The sequence below is a fragment of the Paucibacter soli genome, from assembly GCF_037482845.1.
Classification (GTDB): Bacteria; Pseudomonadota; Gammaproteobacteria; order Burkholderiales; family Burkholderiaceae_C; genus Paucibacter_B; species Paucibacter_B soli.
In genome coordinates this window covers 1-499 of record NZ_JBBHJW010000041.1, presented here as the reverse complement: position 1 = coordinate 499, position 499 = coordinate 1, and the positions used below count along the sequence as shown (strand labels likewise).

At 64.3% G+C, this 499-nt stretch carries 1 protein-coding gene; it reads left to right on the top strand.

Going from position 1 to position 499, the window contains the following annotated elements; all coding sequences use genetic code 11:
* Positions 1–499, top strand: a 499-nt coding sequence (locus WG898_RS25185) for a calcium-binding protein (protein WP_339605521.1), incomplete at both ends; no start/stop codon positions are given.

Genomic DNA, 499 nt, shown 5'->3' with positions numbered 1-499 from the left:
GATCGTGCAGAACGTCACCGGGACGAACGATGAGTTCCGTACTGGCGCTGGAGACGACAGCGTATTCAGTGGTGAAGGGAATGATCAAATCGATGCAGGTGACGGCAACGACCTCCTCAACGGCGGTGCCGGCGCCGACACCCTGGTCGGCGGCAGCGGCAACGACACCTACGTGGTCGATGCCGCAGGCGATGTGGTGACCGAACTGGCCGGCGATGGCACCGATACGGTCCAGGCCAGCCTCACCTACACGCTGGGCGCCCACGTCGAGAACCTGACGCTGATGGGCGCTGCCGCCATCAACGGCACGGGCAATGCGCTCAACAACGTCCTGCTCGGCAACGCAGCAGCCAATGTGCTCATGGGTGGCGCAGGAGACGATGTGCTGGACGGCGGTGCTGGGGTAGACACCCTGATCGGCGGCACGGGCAACGACACCTATGTGCTGGACTCCGCGGCCGATGTGGTGACCGAACTGGCCAACGAAGGGTCAGACACC